This window comes from Paenibacillus sp. FSL R10-2782 (assembly GCF_038592985.1).
In the GTDB taxonomy this organism is placed as follows: domain Bacteria; phylum Bacillota; class Bacilli; order Paenibacillales; family Paenibacillaceae; genus Paenibacillus; species Paenibacillus terrae_C.
Map to the genome: position 1 here is coordinate 3,351,351 of NZ_CP151951.1, position 13,348 is coordinate 3,364,698.

At 50.4% G+C, this 13,348-nt stretch carries 10 protein-coding genes; all 10 read right to left on the minus strand.

Going from position 1 to position 13,348, the window contains the following annotated elements; genetic code table 11:
- Window positions 1-14: 14 nt before the first annotated feature.
- Window positions 15-2,636 (minus strand): primosomal protein N', encoded by a 2,622-nt coding sequence (gene priA, locus NST83_RS15170; protein ID WP_342414791.1) that lies wholly within the window; start codon window positions 2,634-2,636, stop codon window positions 15-17.
- Complete coding sequence (gene coaBC, locus NST83_RS15175) at window positions 2,636-3,949, minus strand: bifunctional phosphopantothenoylcysteine decarboxylase/phosphopantothenate--cysteine ligase CoaBC (protein WP_342414792.1); 1,314 nt, start codon at window positions 3,947-3,949, stop codon at window positions 2,636-2,638. The genes priA and coaBC overlap by 1 nt, the downstream gene beginning before the upstream one ends.
- A gap of 90 nt (window positions 3,950-4,039) precedes the next feature.
- The gene (gene rpoZ, locus NST83_RS15180; RefSeq protein WP_013310893.1) at window positions 4,040-4,243 is read right to left on the minus strand and encodes a DNA-directed RNA polymerase subunit omega; all 204 of its coding nucleotides are present in this window, start codon (window positions 4,241-4,243) and stop codon (window positions 4,040-4,042) included.
- Window positions 4,244-4,362: 119 nt separating this feature from the next.
- Complete coding sequence (gene gmk, locus NST83_RS15185) at window positions 4,363-4,935, minus strand: guanylate kinase (RefSeq protein WP_137063621.1); 573 nt, start codon at window positions 4,933-4,935, stop codon at window positions 4,363-4,365.
- A 14-nt stretch (window positions 4,936-4,949) separates the two neighbouring features.
- Window positions 4,950-5,210 carry a DUF370 domain-containing protein gene (locus NST83_RS15190; RefSeq protein WP_005548256.1) on the minus strand — a complete coding sequence of 87 codons (261 nt, stop codon included), beginning with the start codon at window positions 5,208-5,210 and terminating at the stop codon, window positions 4,950-4,952.
- A gap of 56 nt (window positions 5,211-5,266) precedes the next feature.
- Window positions 5,267-6,154, minus strand: coding sequence for a YicC/YloC family endoribonuclease (locus tag NST83_RS15195; protein WP_342414795.1), 888 nt, complete (start codon window positions 6,152-6,154; stop codon window positions 5,267-5,269).
- Between the two features lie 35 nt (window positions 6,155-6,189).
- Window positions 6,190-8,082, minus strand: a complete 1,893-nt coding sequence (locus NST83_RS15200) for a bifunctional homocysteine S-methyltransferase/methylenetetrahydrofolate reductase (protein WP_342414796.1) — start codon at window positions 8,080-8,082, stop codon at window positions 6,190-6,192.
- A 154-nt stretch (window positions 8,083-8,236) separates the two neighbouring features.
- The gene (locus NST83_RS15205) at window positions 8,237-9,265 is read right to left on the minus strand and encodes a hypothetical protein (RefSeq protein ID WP_342417966.1); all 1,029 of its coding nucleotides are present in this window, start codon (window positions 9,263-9,265) and stop codon (window positions 8,237-8,239) included.
- Window positions 9,266-9,458: 193 nt separating this feature from the next.
- Window positions 9,459-10,292: a diaminopimelate epimerase gene (dapF, locus tag NST83_RS15210; protein WP_342414797.1), complete on the minus strand. Its 834-nt coding sequence runs from the start codon at window positions 10,290-10,292 to the stop codon at window positions 9,459-9,461.
- A 115-nt stretch (window positions 10,293-10,407) separates the two neighbouring features.
- Window positions 10,408-13,206, minus strand: coding sequence for a calcium-translocating P-type ATPase, SERCA-type (locus tag NST83_RS15215; protein ID WP_342414798.1), 2,799 nt, complete (start codon window positions 13,204-13,206; stop codon window positions 10,408-10,410).
- Window positions 13,207-13,348: the final 142 nt, after the last annotated feature.

The following is a 13,348-nucleotide window of genomic DNA, read 5'->3' on the forward strand; positions in this document are numbered from 1 at the left end:
CTTTTGCGCATACGCTACATAAGCATTTGCGGATCGACATCCAGACTGATCAGCAGCTTTTGGGCCTGTGCAGATTCCGCCATTTCATCAGCCACCTGCTGAGCCAGACCAATCGCATCTATATTTCCACGCCATTTTATCATACATTGAAATCGGTATCTATTCTTGATTCTCGAAATCGGTGAAGCTACAGGCCCCAGAATGTCAAGCACATCGGATGTAAGCCGATCCATATTGCCCAACCACCCCATTTGTCTTGCCCTCCCCTGTAGAGTGGCTGAATAGTTCTCAGCCAATCGAACCAGTACCGGGAGCTGTTCATGAGAAAAAGTCACCAAAATGAGACGGCAATACGGTGGATAATGCAAATTACGGCGGTGTTTTAACTCTTCCCTGACAAAAGAAGTGTAGTCGTGCCGACTCGCGTGAATAACCGAATAATGCTCCGGCGTATAGGTTTGCACAAACACTTCCCCAGGCAATTGATGCCTTCCGGCGCGTCCGGCTACTTGTGTTAACAACTGAAATGTCTTTTCCGCAGCCCGAAAATCCGGTAAATTAAGCGCCGAATCCGCAGTAATGACACCTACCAGCGTCACATCGGGAAAATCCAGTCCTTTGGCAACCATTTGGGTGCCGAGCAGTACATCCGCTTTTTTATCACGAAATTGCTTGAGCAGCTTTTCATGGGCATTTTTCTCTGTCGTTGTATCGACGTCCATCCGCACGACACGTATACCGGGAAACAGCTTTGCCAGTTCCTCTTCCACTCGCTGAGTACCAGTGCCAAAGTAGCGAATATGCTCACTACCACATTCCGGGCAAACCTGAGGTACGGGCTCAGAATAACCGCAGTAATGGCAACGCAAATTATTCGAACGCTGATGATATGTGAGCGAAATATCACAATGCGGGCAACCCGCCACATAGCCGCAGCTACGGCACATGACGAACGTGGAATGTCCGCGCCGATTCAGCAACAATACGGTCTGTTCCTTGCGCTCCAGTCGCTCTGCGATTCCGTTATGCAATGCGCGACTGAACATGGAACGGTTGCCAGCATGCAGTTCCTCGCGCATATCCATGATATGCACCTCGGGTAATGAGTTCCCTAGTGCGCGAGTCTGCATTTCAAGCAGCAGCGGCGCAAACTCATCATTGCTTTGCGAGCGGGCCGCGTAATAGCTTTCCAGCGACGGCGTAGCCGAGCCAAGAATAACCACAGCCCCATGCTGATGGGCTCTACGTACAGCCACGTCACGCGCGTGGTATTTGGGTGTCTCCTCCTGCTTATAGGAGGTTTCATGCTCCTCATCCATAATAATAAGACCAAGTTCACGAAAAGGCGCAAATACAGCCGAACGGGCGCCAATCGCCACTTTCACACGGCCTTCGCGTATTTTGCGCCACTCGTCGTAACGTTCGCCTCCGGACAGTCTGCTGTGCATCACCGCGACCTGATCGCCAAAGCGACCTTTAAAACGCTCTACCATTTGCGGTGTTAACGATATTTCCGGAACCAGCACAATCGCCTGACGATTCTGCTCAATACAGCGTTGAATCGTCTGTAGATAAATTTCCGTTTTACCACTGCCCGTAACTCCATGCAGCAAATAAGCTCCTTGCTCACGTATATCCAACTGCCGGATGATCCGTTCATACACGTATTGCTGCTCTTCGGTAAGCGCCAACGGCTTCGTAGGCTTGAAGTTTCTACCCCGATAAGGGTCGCGGAACACCTCTACATCCTCAAGCACCGCATAGCCCTTATCCTCCAGCGCCTTGACCGTTGCGGCTGATACACTAAGCGAGGTCATGACTTCCTTCAGCGGCAGGGGCAGGAACTCGCTGCGTTCCAGTAAAAAAGCAAGTACCTCCCGCTGACGCTGCGCTTTGGTAGAAAACTGTTCCAGCGCCGCTGATGCCTCTTCTATGCCGATAGCCAAATCCACAGCCTTCATGGTCTTCTTGCCAAGCTTGTCCTTTATAACCTGACTCTCCTGAAGCACCCCCCGGCGCAACAGCGATTTAATAATCTCTGCTTCTTCGGGGAAACGGCGGCTTAGCTGCTGAAGCGGGACTTGCTCCTTCTCCTGAATAAAGCTGACAATCTGGCGTTCAGCCGGGTCGCTCATACCATCGTCGGTCAGAAGAGCCCATTCGGGTTCTCTCCTCATATCCGGTCGCATGGCTCGATGTGTATCCGCTTCTGAACCGTAATTGAAAACGTCAGCAGCAGACAGATGATCTGTGAACTCATGCTGCTCAGCGATAGAAATATAACGTTCGGCCTTGCCCTTTAACGCTGTAGGAATCATCACTTGCAGCGCCATAATTTGATTACAGGCATAGCGTTCGCTTATCCATTTACCCAGTTCTACCAGATCCGGAGACAGGGGCGGTACCAAATCCAGCAGCTCCTGTATCGCCCTCATCCGATATTTCGGCGGCTCCTCGGCCGGTACTACCGAGATGACAAAAGCCTGCACCGTCCGTTTGCCGAACGGCACTGCAACCCGGCTACCCGGCTCAATCCATGGCCGCATCGACTCAGGAATCAGATAATCGAAAGTACGATCCGTATCCTTGGCGGGCACATCTACAATAACTTTGGCAACTAAATTGCCCATTTCCATTAATGCAACACCCCACCCATACGTCCAGCCGCTATCGTAAGGAGCTTACGCGCTACTTCTTCCTTTGACTGCACAGGAATACGTTCTACCATTCCGCCACGGTCATAAATTTGTACAGCGTTCGTATCGACACCAAAGCCTGCTCCATCAACAGTTACGTCGTTGGCTGCCAGAAGGTCGCAATTTTTTCGCTCCAGCTTATCCATAGCATACGTCTCCAGGTTCCCGGTCTCCGCAGCAAAGCCGATTAAAAATTGATGCTTTTTGCTTCGTCCGAGCGACTCCAGAATATCGATATTCTTCACTAACTCCAGTGTAAATGTACTATCCTTCTTCTTGATCTTGGTCAGTGCCGCCTCACGCGGTCGATAGTCTGCAACCGCAGCAGCCATAACGACCAAATCGCTCTCTTCCCACTGTCTGAGCACAGCGCTATACATGTCGTCAGCGGACTGTACTTTTTCAATCGAAATGCCCACAGGAGGCTCTGCACTTGTATTTGCAGCAATCAAATGCACATCAGCACCCAACTCCTGAGCCACTTTTGCGATAGCAAAGCCCATTTTACCGGAAGAGTCGTTCGTAATATAACGTACCGGATCAATTCTCTCGATCGTGCCTCCAGCGGTTACAATCACTTTTTTGCCTGACAGAAACCGTTCATTTCCATTCAGCAGCGAACCTTGCGATTGTCCACCCGAATCTACAGCTTCTCCGCCAAACCAACGTGGTTCCGGCTTGTTGGTGACGACCTTACCTTCCTGTTCTTGCTGTTCAAAAAACCGTTCTACCGTTTGTACGATGGTTTCCGGCTCTTCCAACCGTCCTTTGCCAACATAACCACAAGCCAGCAATCCTTCACCCGGCTCAATCATCATGACACCCCGGGATACGAGCGTCTCCATGTTTTGCATTACTGCGGGATGAGTGTACATATGCACGTTCATAGCAGGTGCTACCATAATAGGTGCTGTCGTAGCCAGCAGCGTTGTGGATAGCATATCATCAGCAAGCCCATGCGCCATTTTCCCGATGATATTTGCGGTTGCAGGTGCAACCAGCACCAGATCGGCCTTGTCCGCCAGATGAATATGGGATACGACGGACGGTTCTCTTTCATCAAACGTGTCACTGTATACCGGATTACGAGAGAGCGACTGAAGTGTAAGCTCGGTAATAAACTCCTTCGCGGATGCCGTCATAATGACATGAACCTCGGCTCCCTTTTGCGTTAGCTTACTACACAGCGCAGCCCCTTTATAAGCGGCAATTCCGCCGGTAATACCAAGAATAATAACTTTCCCCTTCAACATCGTTAACTCCCCCTGACCGAAAAAAATAACAACCTTGCGGTTGTCAAAGAAATTGGCATTGCGCCCGGTTATAATAATTGTCTACAATTCTTATTCGTCTTCGCCGCTTTCAAGACGCAAATGATCCGCGTAGATCTCTTCCAATGCCACTCCAACCTGCTTGTGGGATTTAGGATTCTTGAGAGTCGTCTTCTCACCCTCGCGCAACTGTCTGGCACGGCGTGAAGCCGCTACAACTAACGAATACTTACTATCTGCCTTTTTCATCATTTCATCAATGGAAGGATACAGCACGAATAGACACCTCTTCATGTAGTTTTGGGACTATACAAGCTGAATTCCAGTGTACATTTCCGAGTTCAGCTTGTATAGTAATTTTCTCTTCAAGTACGCTTGGCATATATAGTCCTCGTTTATGGATGGACCTTACAATGTTCGGCGATAATAATGGATTCTATTCGTTTACAAGCGAAATCAATCTCATCATTGACAACCGCATAATCATAGTGACGCAACAGATTCATTTCATCCACAGCTACCGACATGCGGTGATCAATGGTTGCCTGAGTTTCTGTACCCCGTCCCCGAATCCGGTCCTTCAATTCATCCAGCGAAGGCGGAAGCAAGAAAATGAAAATGCCATCAGGAAATTTTTCCTTCACTTTGAGCGCTCCCTGAACCTCAATCTCCAGAAAAATATCTTTTCCCTGCGCAAGCGTCTGATCTACAAAATCACGCGGAGTGCCGTAATAGTTACCTACGTACTCTGCATGCTCCAGCAGCTCATCCCGTTCAATCATGCCCAAAAACTGTTCACGCGACTTAAAAAAATAGTTAACTCCGTCCTGTTCACCCATGCGGGGCGTGCGGGTTGTCGCGGAAACCGAGTATGTCAATTCCGGCAGTTTTTCACGCAGTGCGTTGCCTACTGTTCCTTTGCCGACACCCGAAGGTCCGGATAATACAAATAATAATCCCTTAGCCATAGTACACTCCATTTTTATTCGTCATTGTCATCATCTTTAGTGGATAGTCGATGAGCGACCGTTTCCGGCTGCACCGCAGACAAGATCACATGATCACTGTCCGTTATAATAACAGCTCGTGTCCGGCGGCCATAGGTAGCGTCAATCAACATATGACGGTCCCTAGCTTCTTGTATAATCCGCTTGATCGGAGCAGACTCCGGACTGACGATGGAGATAATTCGGTTGGCCGACACGATATTGCCGAAACCAATATTGATCAATTTGATTGCCATATTCAGGTCTTTCCCCCTATACATGTGACTATTGCAGCCGTGCCGCTACCAGGTAGCTACTCGATGTTTGCAGCCTGCTCACGAATTTTTTCCAGCTCCGCCTTCATCTCGACGACTAAATTAACTAGCGCAAGATGATTGGCCTTGGAGCCGATCGTGTTGACTTCCCTGTTCATTTCCTGGATTAAAAAATCTAATTTGCGACCGGCTGGCTCGTCCGACAGCAGCAATCCCCTGCATTGCCCAAAGTGACTTTGAAGCCGGGTAAGCTCCTCATCAATACTGCTGCGATCCGCGAATAAAGCAATCTCCATTCCGAACTTATGCTCATCAAGCGTAAATGAACCATCCTGAAGCTCAGTAAGTCTGTGTTTTAGCCTGTTGCGGTAGTCGCTCACAACATGAGGAGCCAGCACAGTCATTTCATGATGCAGGGACTCCAAACGCGAAATACGGGATTCCACATCCTGCGCCAAATGCCCGCCTTCTCGTCTTCTCATGTCCAGCAGTCCCTGCAATGCTTCATTCAGAGCTTGCTGAAGCTGCTCTCCCCAGCCCTCTTCGTCTCCATTGCAAGCCTCACCAGGCTCACCCAGAACGTCAGGCAGCGCAAGAATGTCGCTTATACCCAACGTTCCCTTCACGCCGTACCGATCCGCCAGCTGCTCCGCTGCATGCATATAAGCCTGCACTACAGTGTCATTCAACCGTGCGGCGGGTATCTGTTCTTCATCACGTTCCCTGTGAATGAAGACGTCGACACGGCCGCGCTTGATTTGCTGTTGAACCGTTCTTCTCAAGCCATCTTCATAACGAGTCCATTCGCGCGGAATCCTCATCATCACTTCGCAATAGCGGTGATTCACCGATTTCAGCTCCAAGCGCACTTTATAGCCTTCATAATGAAGGATGGCTTGACCGTATCCGGTCATACTCAATGACATCGGCATCACATCCATTATACTATTGTAATTGATTATTATAGTCGAAACAAGGGGGCCTGCATGCGGCCGGATTTTTGCCATACATAAGAAGTCAGCTCCGCCGTCATTTCATAGAACATAAATGGAGTCATTAAATAGATACCGTTAAAATGCTCCATCGCCGTATCCAGCAGCTCCTTGGCAATAGTCACGCCCATCGCGCGGCCTTCCGCCCCCTCCAGACCAGACATACGTGCACGAACCTCGTCCGACAACTGAATGCCGGGTACCTCGTTGTGCAAGTACTCCGCATTGCGCCCGCTGGCCAGCGGCATAATACCGATAAAAATCGGCACCTCCAAATGACGAGTCTGTTCCCCCATGGCTATAATCAGTTCACGGTCGTAAACGGGCTGGGTCATAATGTAATCTGCGCCGGAAGCAATTTTCTTCTCCAGCCGCTGCACAGCTTTGCCCAAATGCTTGACATTGGGATTAAAAGCGGCACCCACCACAAAATTAGCTTTTTGCTTGAGTGGCTTGCCGGAGAAAGCGATACCGTCATTCAACTGCTTGATCATACGTATAATTTCAAAAGAAGTCATATCATACACCGAGCTGGCACCCGGCAAATCACCGAACCGCGCCGGATCTCCTGTAACGGCCAATACATGATCAATGCCCAGCGCATCAAAGCCCATCATATGGGACTGGGTACCAATCAGGTTACGGTCACGACAGGCAATATGAATTAACGGGCGCAAGCCCGTTTCAAGGCTCACCAGATGTCCAAGCGCCATGTTGCTCATGCGAGTAACTGCAAGTGAATTGTCTGCCAGCGTAAGCGCGTCGGCCCCGGCCGCTTTCAGTGCCTGTGCCCCCTGCATGAACCGTGTAATGTCCAGATCGCGCGGAGGATCAAGCTCCACAATCACCGTATGTCGTTCCTTGACCAATTCCACAATGTTGGGTTCGCTGGCGTTTCTACCGTTGCCCCGTTCCCCTTCGCGTGTAATCTGTTCCGGCTCAGCCACAATGACTGGCGCATCTGTCCGTATCTCTCTTGGAGCCAGCGGAGGAGGCTGCAAACCATTCAAAGCTTTTGAAATCGCTGCGATATGCTCTGGTGTGGTGCCGCAGCAGCCACCGATGATTCTCGTACCCAGCTCTACGAAGGAAGCAGCGCATTCCCCAAAATATTCAGGCGATGCACCATACACATAGTGACCATCCACATAATCCGCCAGACCCGCATTAGGATATACGGACAGCGGTACAGACAGCGGACCGTCCAACTGCTCCATCACACTCATAATCCCCTGTGGGCCAGAGTGGCAGTTAAATCCGAGGATATCCGCCCCTTCATTTCGCAGCACCGTAAAAGCCTCCGCCACCGAAAATCCATCCTGTGTACGCCCTACCTGATCGACCGCAAACTGACAAATCACCGGGATATTACTATATTTACGTACACCACGAAGGGCAATGCGCACTTCATCCAGCGAATAGAACGTTTCGCACAAAATGCCGTCCACCCCTTCGGACAGAAGTGCATCAATCTGCTGATCATAGTTACGGGCCAACTCTACCTTTGATATATTAAGCCGTTTGCCACCGCATATGGAGCCTACCGCACCCACCACATAGTGCTCCGGGCCAGCCGCTGCTCTGGCAATTCTCACCCCGGCACGGTTAATTTCTTCCACCTTGGATTCCAGTCCGAAGCGGGCCAGCTTATAATCGTTTGCAGAAAACGTATTGGTCTCCAGCAACCGTGCTCCCGCTTGTACATATTGACGATGCACGTCTGATATGACGTCAGGCGACGTGATATTCAGCTCTTCGTAAGACGTATTTACCGGAAATCCAAGCTGATATAAAAAAGTTCCCATTGCGCCGTCTCCGACAATAATTTCACGATCCAGCACAGTACGCAAATCCGGTTTCATGCCCTCTTCTCCACCCCGCTCTTTATTTTCATACTAATGTAACATAAAGAGACTTCAAACATAAGCCAAAAACAAAAAAAAGCAGCCCCACTCCCCATCATTATGCGATCAGGAGCGAAGCAACTTGACTCATCATTGCTATATTCTATTACCTTTATTGCAATTTCCCATCAGAAGAATGAAGAGAGAAAGCGTAAAAAGCTCCTTTTTTATTCACTTTACCCACAACAGAGGGCGTCCCCTTTTGTTTTTTGGAAAATGTATATGCATTTTCCTGGATTTCAACATTATAATCGGATAAATTGATGTTAAATAACAATTGGACCTTGGGCCTGGCTAGCTTTAAAGCTTCAGAGGCCGTATATTTCGGGCTGGCAAACGATTTTTTGAAATCCGTGTCATCGTTCCAGTCCACCCCAAAGGTGGATACAGTGAGCACTTTGCCTGTTACTGCGCCAATTTTGACCTCACTCGCCTCGTTTGCATCCTCAAACGCCCAATAAGAAAGCCCCTTGGCCTCGTCCTTGTAACGTGAAGCATGCTGCACCGTGATACGTTGTCCGCTAATCCGCTTGAAGCTGTTCACCGCACGATTTAGCAACACAGGGTCCACCTGCTTCAGCGGGTAGTCGGCATTAATGGTGATGCTGTTGCCGCGATCCACATCAACGTACAGCGAGGAAGCCTTTTCCCCGGCCCCCCAGAACACCCAATAATTCGAAGGCTTGTTAGACTGGTAAGGGGATTTGACCCGCCAGAATGCCTCAAATTGCAGGGGACGCTTGCTGTCAAACGCTTTGGCGCTGTTCAGCACTTTAGTTTTGAGGGGCGTGTCCATCGCCTTTGCCAAGCTGCTTATTTTATATCGAACGGTTGTGGAATCCACTCTGTTTTTTTCCTTATTATATTCCGTCTGAAACGTAGCTGTTCCATCCTCCAGGTCGCCCTCGACAATCCAGGTTTTACCCATATCCGTCACATCGTCAAATTGAAACGGCGTCTTCGTACCGATGAGTTCTTGTACTGCCTTTTCCAAACGATTCACGACAGTAGGGGTTAGTGAGCCAACCTGCTTATCAGTCGTTTTTTCCGCAGTAGCAGGAACGGCCGCGGCCTGAGCCGGAAGCGCGGCGACTACAAATATAAGAGCTGCAAACGCTGAAATCCAACGAAATTTCCGCACCATGAATGGCCTCCTTATCGTTTTCTCATTTTCTATATTATACATGGTTCAGACGTCAAAAAAAGACAGAATGTTGCTTCGTGCCACGCATTTCCTTCATTTTATATGAAAAAATGCAAAAAAAAGAAGACCGACCAAGGTCTTCATCACACTTATCCCAATCTTGCTCTATCACATGCTGCATTCGCTTATTTCAGGACAAACGACCATCGTACACAATCTCAGCCGGCCCCGTCATATATACATGATTATCATTCTCGTTCCATTCGATATCCAGATTTCCGCCCTTCAGGCTGACAATCGCACGGCGGTCGCTGTAGCCGTTCAATACAGACGCCACAAGCGTAGCACAGGCTCCGGTTCCACATGCCAACGTAGGCCCGGCTCCCCGTTCCCATACTCTCATGTCAATGTGGTCCCGGCTTCGTATTGTAGCGAACTCGACATTTGTTTTTTTAGGGAACAGCGGGTGACATTCCAGCTTAGGCCCCCAGGCTTCCAGATCAAAGCCAGGTGCATCCTCAACATAAATGACACAGTGCGGATTGCCCATGGATACAGCTGTAAAACGAAAGCCGCTGCCTCCAGCTTCGATGGACTGATTGATGACACTAGCCAGATCCAGCGTTGTTGGAATTTTCAAACCCTCCAGAATCGGTTCTCCCATATCCACCTTCACTTGACGTACAAGTCCGCCCTCTACGGTCAATTCAACCTGCTGCACACCTGCACCCAGCGTCTCAATCGTAATCTGCTCACGACTGATATGCTTGCGGTCATACACATATTTGGCTGCACAACGAATGGCATTTCCGCATTGCTCGGCCTCAGAGCCGTCTGAATTAATGATGCGCATGCAGAAATCCGCTTTTTCAGAAGGCAATATATATACCAGACCGTCAGCGCCGACTCCAAAATGTCGGTCACACAGCCGAACAGCCAATTCCGAAGCGTCAGACGGTAATTCCTGATGCCCAAACCAAACGATAAAATCATTACCCAATCCGTGCATTTTTGTGAATTCCATAGCTTCCCCCCGCCGTTGCTGCTAATCTCATGCTCCTTATGAAGCTTTGGTTCCATGATAGCATACGGGGCAAAAAGGGAAAAGTGATGAAGTATGTCTGTCCCGTGCCGGAGGCTTAAGCCGAAAACTTAGTGCGTCCCGGAGCAAAGCGGGTATGTCCGCCCCGACGACGGTTGCGTCTGCCACCCCATACGCTTCCCGCCCCCATCAGGAAGGTCGGAATACCGGCAGCGACAATGGAAAGCGCCCATTCGCGGAACCCGAGCGGTACCGTTTTGAAAATAGGTTGCAGTACAGGTACATACATAACTACCAGCATCAGTACTACCGAAGACAGTACTGCAAGTACGAGATAGCTATTTTGAAATGGATTACGGTGGAAAATAGAACGGGAGCTGCGGCAATCGAACACATGAATGAGCTGTGCCAGCACCAATGTGGCGAAGGCGACCGACTGTCCCTTGATCAGTTGTCCTGCATCATCAGGCGCAATACGCAGCGTCAGCCAGAACGCCGCAAGCGTACATAAGCCGATCAGTAGGCCGCGACTAATGATTTTCCAGCCGAGACGACGGGCAAAAATATTTTCCTTAGCGCCGCGTGGTTTGTGCTCCATGAGATCCTTTTCAGGCTGATCCACACCCAGAGCCATCGCCGGAAGCCCGTCGGTCACCAGGTTCACCCATAAAATCTGAATCGGAAGCAGCGGCAATGGCAGACCGGCCATCATTGCGAAAAACATCGTCAAAATTTCACCGACATTGGAGGCAAGCAGATAACGGATAAATTTACGAATATTTTCGTAAATATTTCTCCCTTCCTCAATCGCTGCTACAATCGTCGAGAAATTATCGTCGCTGAGCACGAGCGCAGCCGCTTCCTTGGTCACATCCGTTCCTGTTATACCCATCGCAATACCGATGTCCGATGCCTTGATCGCTGGCGCGTCATTCACGCCGTCTCCAGTCATGGCTACGACATGCCCGCGTCTTTGCAGCGATTTGACAATCCGCAGCTTATGCTCCGGGGATACCCGCGCATATACGGAGACCATGTCTACTGCTTTGTCCAGCGCCGCATCATCCATCACAGATAGCTGCTGTCCGGTCAGCACATGCGAGCCGCGCTGAAAAATGCCTAGCTGCTGCGCAATGGCCTCGGCTGTTGTACCGTGATCGCCCGTAATCATCACGGTGCGGATGCCAGCGCGTCGGCACTTGCCAATAGCTTCGCGGGCCTCGCGGCGCGGCGGATCCATCATGCCTGTGAGGCCGATGAAGATGAGCTGATTCTCAGCCTCTTCCACCGAGACGACACGCTCATGCGAGCGGATATCCCGGTAAGCGACACCCAGTACACGCAGCGCCTCCGAGGCCATTCCTTCGTTGGCTGCCAGCACCTTTTGGCGCAGCGTGCCCGTCAGTGGAACGACATTTCCTTCCCATAAAATGTAGGAGCACTGACCCAATAGCACATCCGGTGCGCCTTTGGCAAATACGATATACCCTCCTTGATGCCGTACAAGTACAGACATCCGTTTCCGCTCCGAATCAAAAGGAAATTCGCGTTCCCGTGTATATAGCTCATACAGGCCTTGGCGCGTAACCCCGCCCTTGGCGGCTAACGTGACAAGCGCCCCCTCTGTCGGGTCGCCTTTCAGCTCCCAAACAGCGGACGGCGTCGGCTCCTTGGTTTTCTTTTTCGAGCGTAGCTCATCCGTGTCGGCTTGAACAATTTCCGCGTTATTGCACAGCACACTGGCTTGCAGCAGTCTGCGAAGTGATTGTCCGTTTTTGAGATCCGCAGGAGCATCCCTGTCCATAATATGTCCGTGCGGGTCATAGCCTTCTCCCGTCACTCCCCAGAAGCGACCGTCCACCCATAGCTTGGTGACCGTCATTTTGTTCTGGGTCAGCGTACCGGTTTTGTCAGAGCAAATGACAGACGCACATCCGAGCGTTTCAACCGAAGGCAGTTTTCGCACAATCGCCTTGCGTTTGATCATACGCTGCACGCCCAAGGCGAGCGCAATCGTCACAATGGCAGGCAAGCCTTCCGGTATAGCTGCTACAGCCAAGCTCACCCCGGCCAGGAACATACTCATCGCTGGCTGTCCATGCAGGATACCTGCTACGACAACAAGCACCGTTAACGCCAGTGCTACAATGATCAGAATTTTACCCAGTTGCTCCAGTCTGTGCTGCAACGGGGTCTCCTGAGACTCTGTATTTTGGATCAAGTCTGCGATTTTGCCCATTTCCGTATTCATACCTGTACGAATAACGACCCCCTGAGCTGTTCCTCTGGTCATCATTGTGCCCATAAAGCCGATGTTCTTTTGATCGCCCAGCGGTACCTCAGCGGCATGAATAGGACGGCAATGCTTGCTCACTGGAACCGATTCGCCAGTCAGGGCGGATTCCTCCACATTGCAGCCATTCGTGCTCAGCCATCTTATATCTGCGGGAATACGATCGCCGCTTTCCAATAGCACGATATCACCTGGTACCAGCTCTCTGGCCTGAATCTGAATTCGTTTGCCTCCCCGCAGTACTTTGGCGGTCGGAGCAGACAGCTGCTTCAAGGCTCGAAGCGAACGTTCCGCTCTAAACTCTTGCACAAAACCAAGAACTCCATTCAGTACAACAATAGCAATAATAGTAATAGCATCCAGATATTCGCCGAGCAAGCCGGATATCAGTGTGGCTCCCATCAGTACGAGCATCATAAAATCCTTGAACTGGTTCAGCAGCAGCAGGATCGGCGAAACACGCTTTCCCTCGCTCAGCTCATTCCATCCTGACCTTTCTCTTCTTTCCGTAAGCTGTTCCTCCGAAAGACCCTGCTTCGGGTCGACTTCCAGGCTTGTTGAAAGCTGTTCATTGCTTAATTGGTGCCAGTGTGCTTGTTCCATTCTCCCCAATTCCCTCCCGGTCAGATAGTCCGTTTCCGTCGGTAGTGCGTAGGATGGCTGCCCGTTATTGCGTTTTTGTGCCACGAATGCTGATAAGCTGGACAGACTTTCTAGATTCAATCTATTCGGACAGGACCTGAAA

Coding starts and splice junctions, on each gene's coding strand:
- priA (WP_342414791.1), bottom strand. CDS start 2,636: ATGGAAATGGGCAATTTAGTTGCCAAAGTTATTGTAGATGTGCCCGCC.
- coaBC (WP_342414792.1), bottom strand. CDS start 3,949: ATGTTGAAGGGGAAAGTTATTATTCTTGGTATTACCGGCGGAATTGCC.
- gmk (WP_137063621.1), bottom strand. CDS start 4,935: ATGGCTAAGGGATTATTATTTGTATTATCCGGACCTTCGGGTGTCGGC.
- NST83_RS15190 (WP_005548256.1), bottom strand. CDS start 5,210: ATGGCAATCAAATTGATCAATATTGGTTTCGGCAATATCGTGTCGGCC.
- NST83_RS15195 (WP_342414795.1), bottom strand. CDS start 6,154: ATGTCATTGAGTATGACCGGATACGGTCAAGCCATCCTTCATTATGAA.
- NST83_RS15200 (WP_342414796.1), bottom strand. CDS start 8,082: ATGAAACCGGATTTGCGTACTGTGCTGGATCGTGAAATTATTGTCGGA.
- dapF (WP_342414797.1), bottom strand. CDS start 10,292: ATGGAATTCACAAAAATGCACGGATTGGGTAATGATTTTATCGTTTGG.
- NST83_RS15215 (WP_342414798.1), bottom strand. CDS start 13,206: ATGGAACAAGCACACTGGCACCAATTAAGCAATGAACAGCTTTCAACA.